Consider the following 5,852-nt stretch of genomic DNA (forward strand, 5'->3'; position numbering starts at 1 on the left):
AATGTGTCCGTATATGCGAAATGGCCACCCAGCGTTGGGTGGCCATTTCGGCTGAAAAGAAGTCCGGCGGTGTCCTACTCTCCCACAGGGTCCCCCCTGCAGTACCATCGGCGCTGAGAGGCTTAGCTTCCGGGTTCGGAATGTAACCGGGCGTTTCCCTCTCGCTATGGCCGCCGAAACACTATTGATGTTTCAAAAACCAACAACGAATCATCATTGTTGTGTTCCCGACCGTACATCGAGAACCACTCAGTGGACGCAAGCACCAAAAACGGTGTGTTATCAAGTCATCGGCTTATTAGTACCGGTCAGCTTCACGTATTACTACGCTTCCACATCCGGCCTATCAACCCAGTAGTCTGGCTGGGAGCCTCTCACCATAAATGGTATGGAAGTCTCATCTTGAGGCCGGCTTCCCGCTTAGATGCTTTCAGCGGTTATCCATCCCGAACGTAGCTAATCAGCGGTGCTCCTGGCGGAACAACTGACACACCAGAGGTTCGTCCAACCCGGTCCTCTCGTACTAGGGTCAGATCCTCTCAAACTTCCTACGCGCGCAGCGGATAGGGACCGAACTGTCTCACGACGTTCTAAACCCAGCTCGCGTACCGCTTTAATGGGCGAACAGCCCAACCCTTGGGACCTACTCCAGCCCCAGGATGCGACGAGCCGACATCGAGGTGCCAAACCATGCCGTCGATATGGACTCTTGGGCAAGATCAGCCTGTTATCCCCGAGGTACCTTTTATCCGTTGAGCGACAGCGCTTCCACAAGCCACTGCCGGATCACTAGTCCCGACTTTCGTCCCTGCTCGACCTGTCAGTCTCACAGTCAAGCTCCCTTGTGCACTTACACTCGCCACCTGATTGCCAACCAGGTTGAGGGAACCTTTGGGCGCCTCCGTTACATTTTGGGAGGCAACCGCCCCAGTTAAACTACCCACCAGGCACTGTCCCTGAACCGGATCACGGTCCTAAGTTAGATATCCAGAGTGACCAGAGTGGTATTTCAACAATGACTCCACACTCACTGGCGTGAATGCTTCACCGTCTCCCACCTATCCTACACAAGCCACACCGAACACCAATACCAAGCTGTAGTAAAGGTCACGGGGTCTTTCCGTCCTGCTGCGCGTAACGAGCATCTTTACTCGTAATGCAATTTCGCCGAGTTCGCGGTTGAGACAGTTGGGAAGTCGTTACGCCATTCGTGCAGGTCGGAACTTACCCGACAAGGAATTTCGCTACCTTAGGATGGTTATAGTTACCACCGCCGTTTACTGGGGCTTAAATTCTCAGCTTCGCCTTGCGGCTAACCGGTCCTCTTAACCTTCCAGCACCGGGCAGGCGTCAGTCCGTATACATCGTCTTGCGACTTGGCACGGACCTGTGTTTTTAGTAAACAGTCGCTACCCACTAGTCTCTGCGGCCACCACACCCTTTCGGAGCAAGTCCTAATAAGTGGATGGCCCCCCTTCTCCCGAAGTTACGGGGGCATTTTGCCGAGTTCCTTAACCACGATTCTCTCGATCTCCTTGGTATTCTCTACCTGACCACCTGAGTCGGTTTGGGGTACGGGCGGCTAGAACCTCGCGTCGATGCTTTTCTCGGCAGCATAGGATCACCCACTTTTTATCCGCATCGTGTCTCAGCCTGTACGAGTGACGGATTTGCCTATCACTCGGCCTACGCACTTGCACCAGGACTACCATCGCCTGGCTTGGGCTACCTTCCTGCGTCACACCTGTTAATACGCTAGCCGCACCAGCATGGGGTCGAGCGTTCACACAGACAACCATCACCCCGAAGGGATCCGGAAAATTCTGTGCTAGGACTCTTAGCACCACTGGATTAGCTTGGGCGGTTCTTCGCCGGTACGGGAATATCAACCCGTTGTCCATCGACTACGCCTGTCGGCCTCGCCTTAGGTCCCGACTTACCCAGGGAAGATTAGCTTGACCCTGGAACCCTTGGTCTTTCGGAGGACGTGTTTCTCACACGTCTTTCGCTACTCATGCCTGCATTCTCACTCGTGTCGCGTCCACGGCTGGGTCACCCCGCCGCTTCACTCGCGACACGACGCTCTCCTACCCATCAACACGGCTGGACCACGAAGGCCTACCAAAAATGTCAATGCCACAACTTCGGTGGCGTGCTTGAGCCCCGTTACATTGTCGGCGCGGAATCACTTGACCAGTGAGCTATTACGCACTCTTTCAAGGGTGGCTGCTTCTAAGCCAACCTCCTGGTTGTCTAAGCAACTCCACATCCTTTCCCACTTAGCACGCGCTTAGGGACCTTAGATGGTGGTCTGGGTTGTTTCCCTCTCGACTATGAAGCTTATCCCCCACAGTCTCACTGCTGCGCTCTCACTTACCGGCATTCGGAGTTTGGCTGACGTCAGTAACCTTGTAGGGCCCATCGGCCATCCAGTAGCTCTACCTCCGGCAAGAAACACGCAACGCTGCACCTAAATGCATTTCGGAGAGAACCAGCTATCACGAAGTTTGATTGGCCTTTCACCCCTATCCACAGCTCATCCCCTCAGTTTTCAACCTAAGTGGGTTCGGTCCTCCACGACGTCTTACCGTCGCTTCAACCTGGCCATGGATAGATCACTTCGCTTCGGGTCTAGGACACGCGACTGAATCGCCCTATTCAGACTCGCTTTCGCTACGGCTACCCCACACGGGTTAACCTCGCCACGTATCGCTAACTCGCAGGCTCATTCTTCAAAAGGCACGCTGTCACACCTACCAGGGGTGCTCCAACGGTTTGTAAGCAAACGGTTTCAGGTACTATTTCACTCCCCTCCCGGGGTACTTTTCACCTTTCCCTCACGGTACTTGTCCGCTATCGGTCATCTGGGAGTATTTAGGCTTATCAGGTGGTCCTGACAGATTCACACGGGATTTCTCGGGCCCCGTGCTACTTGGGATACTCTTCACGCCAAGAACAGGCATTTCGACTACGGGGTTCGCACCCTCTATGACCGGCCATTCAAAACCGTTCGTCTATACCCTCTTGTCACGTCGACTGCTCGGCAGAACAATCAGAAAAGTCCCACAACCCCCAACATGCAACGCCTGCCGGCTATCACACACGCTAGGTTTAGCCTCTTCCGGTTTCGCTCGCCACTACTCACGGAATCGCTGTTGCTTTCTCTTCCTGTGGGTACTGAGATGTTTCACTTCCCCACGTTCCCTCTACCCGCCCTATATATTCAGGCGGGAGTCACCAGGTACGCACGCGCCCTGGCGGGGTTTCCCCATTCGGACACCCTCGGATCAAAACTCGCTTATCAGTTCCCCGAGGCTTATCGCAGATTGCTACGTCCTTCTTCGGCTCCAGATGCCAAGGCATCCACCGTTTGCTCTTAAAGACTTGAAATCACATGAGTTGAATCGTCAAAAAATTGACTAATGATCTTTAAGATCATCTACACCACACAACCCCAAAGGGCTGCATGGAAGATGCTCGCGTCCACTGTGTAGTTCTCAAAGTACGGGCGGTACCCTTCCCGCATGCCACAACCGTGACACCAGAAAAGGCCCTAGAGGAACAGCCACCAACCACCACCAGCCTTCCGACTAGCGCGATCAGCGCCCGGCCCCTCAGGACCCAACAGCGTGCATGCCCCGCCCACCGAAGCCCCCACCTTTCCTGTCACCGAAGCGACGTACTCAGCAGAAACCCCAACCAAACGGAGCCCCATCAAATGTTCCACCCATGAGCTAACCAGCGAGACACATTCGGCCTCGACCTGGCGCCTGGACACCAACAACCCGAAGATCATCAGCGCCAGATGCTCCTTAGAAAGGAGGTGATCCAGCCGCACCTTCCGGTACGGCTACCTTGTTACGACTTAGTCCTAATTACCGATCCCACCTTCGACGGCTCCCTCCACAAGGGTTAGGCCACCGGCTTCAGGTGTTACCGACTTTCATGACTTGACGGGCGGTGTGTACAAGACCCGGGAACGTATTCACCGCAGCGTTGCTGATCTGCGATTACTAGCGACTCCGACTTCATGAGGTCGAGTTGCAGACCTCAATCCGAACTGGGACCGGCTTTTTGGGATTCGCTCCACCTCACGGCATTGCAGCCCTTTGTACCGGCCATTGTAGCATGCGTGAAGCCCAAGACATAAGGGGCATGATGATTTGACGTCATCCCCACCTTCCTCCGAGTTGACCCCGGCAGTATCCCATGAGTTCCCACCATTACGTGCTGGCAACATAGAACGAGGGTTGCGCTCGTTGCGGGACTTAACCCAACATCTCACGACACGAGCTGACGACAACCATGCACCACCTGTTCACCAGTGTCCAAAGAGTCCCGTATTTCTACGGTGTTCTGGTGTATGTCAAGCCTTGGTAAGGTTCTTCGCGTTGCATCGAATTAATCCGCATGCTCCGCCGCTTGTGCGGGTCCCCGTCAATTCCTTTGAGTTTTAGCCTTGCGGCCGTACTCCCCAGGCGGGGAACTTAATGCGTTAGCTGCGTCACGGAAACCGTGGAATGGTCCCCACAACTAGTTCCCAACGTTTACGGGGTGGACTACCAGGGTATCTAAGCCTGTTTGCTCCCCACCCTTTCGCTCCTCAGCGTCAGTTACGGCCCAGAGATCTGCCTTCGCCATCGGTGTTCCTCCTGATATCTGCGCATTCCACCGCTACACCAGGAATTCCAATCTCCCCTACCGCACTCTAGTCTGCCCGTACCCACTGCAGGCCCGAGGTTGAGCCTCGGGATTTCACAGCAGACGCGACAAACCGCCTACGAGCTCTTTACGCCCAATAATTCCGGATAACGCTTGCGCCCTACGTATTACCGCGGCTGCTGGCACGTAGTTAGCCGGCGCTTTTTCTGCAGGTACCGTCACTCTCGCTTCTTCCCTGCTAAAAGAGGTTTACAACCCGAAGGCCGTCATCCCTCACGCGGCGTTGCTGCATCAGGCTTCCGCCCATTGTGCAATATTCCCCACTGCTGCCTCCCGTAGGAGTCTGGGCCGTGTCTCAGTCCCAGTGTGGCCGGTCACCCTCTCAGGCCGGCTACCCGTCGACGCCTTGGTGAGCCATTACCTCACCAACAAGCTGATAGGCCGCGAGCCCATCCCAGACCAAAAAATCTTTCCAACCCCCGCCATGCGGAAGGGGCTCATATCCAGTATTAGACGCCGTTTCCAGCGCTTATCCCAGAGTCCAGGGCAGGTTGCTCACGTGTTACTCACCCGTTCGCCACTGATCCACCAAGCAAGCTTGGCTTCACCGTTCGACTTGCATGTGTTAAGCACGCCGCCAGCGTTCATCCTGAGCCAGGATCAAACTCTCCGTAAAAGAAAAAAGCCCACCCAACCGGAATAAGGTCGGGACAGACGAGTTCAATCTGACCAAACAGGAAGTCAAAACTGACTATCCAGATGCCAACCCCAAAGGGTTGGACTTTGATCCAAAGGAATCTCTCGCAATCCACCAAACGATGGACCGACGAGGAATAAAATTGGCATTTGACAAGTGCACGCTGTTGAGTTCTCAAGGAACGGACGCACCCACAGAACCAGCCGCTAGACCGTACCCATGAGGCAACTTCACTACCTTATGTGCCACTCCCCATCGATCACACGCACCGAACGAGTAGTTCAGTCACGGGAGACAGTGCCGAGTGGCGAATCCCTATCCTAGACCCGAAAGCCGAAGCTCACAAGTTCTGATCGGGGTGGTTCACCGCTTGAGAGGACGCGGGGCCTTCCGGCCGCTCCGCTCTCCCCTGTGGGGCGAACAAGTAATAACTTACGCGGATCCCACCCACCCGTCCAATCCACACCGCCCCCCGGGCGTGTCGCGACCTCAG

At 55.2% G+C, this 5,852-nt stretch carries 3 rRNA genes; all 3 read right to left on the reverse strand.

Annotation, left to right across the window (positions count from 1 at the left end):
- Positions 1-61: 61 nt before the first annotated feature.
- A 5S ribosomal RNA gene (rrf, locus tag D8Y23_RS16070) occupies positions 62-178 on the reverse strand.
- A gap of 100 nt (positions 179-278) precedes the next feature.
- A 23S ribosomal RNA gene (locus D8Y23_RS16075) occupies positions 279-3,390 on the reverse strand.
- A 426-nt stretch (positions 3,391-3,816) separates the two neighbouring features.
- A 16S ribosomal RNA gene (locus tag D8Y23_RS16080) occupies positions 3,817-5,338 on the reverse strand.
- The 16S, 23S and 5S rRNA genes sit together here, the layout of an rRNA operon.
- Positions 5,339-5,852 lie beyond the last annotated feature (514 nt).

The sequence above is a fragment of the Microbacterium enclense genome, assembly GCF_004022425.1.
GTDB lineage: Bacteria > Actinomycetota > Actinomycetes > Actinomycetales > Microbacteriaceae > Microbacterium > Microbacterium enclense_A.